Raw genomic sequence first — 276 nt, 5'->3', positions numbered from 1 at the left:
GGACGCTGCTGGAACAGGCCCTGCGAGTCGTGGTCGTTACGGTCACCCAGGTGGCCCAGGTTCTCCAGCTTCGACTCCTGCAACGCCGTCGCGATCGACACCACCGCAGCGCGCTCGTCCATGCCGGCCTTCTTCGTCGCCGCGATGATCGCCTTCACGTTCTTGGTCTGCTCGTCGTTCAGGTCGATGCGCGACTGCTCACCCTGCACACCGTGCGGGATCAGCTTGTCACCCTGCACGCTCACACTCACCGGCTTCGCCGCGGGGGTGGTGTCC

1 pseudogene is annotated in these 276 nt (G+C 65.9%); it reads right to left on the bottom strand.

Features of this window, described 5'->3' with window-relative positions:
* A pseudogene (locus IRY44_RS30515) lies at positions 1-276 on the bottom strand (hypothetical protein); the annotation flags it as partial.

Source organism: Micromonospora sp. ANENR4 (assembly GCF_015354395.1).
Lineage (GTDB): Bacteria > Actinomycetota > Actinomycetes > Mycobacteriales > Micromonosporaceae > Micromonospora > Micromonospora aurantiaca.
Note: the sequence above shows the minus strand (reverse complement) of the source record. Positions and strands in the feature narration are given on the sequence as shown.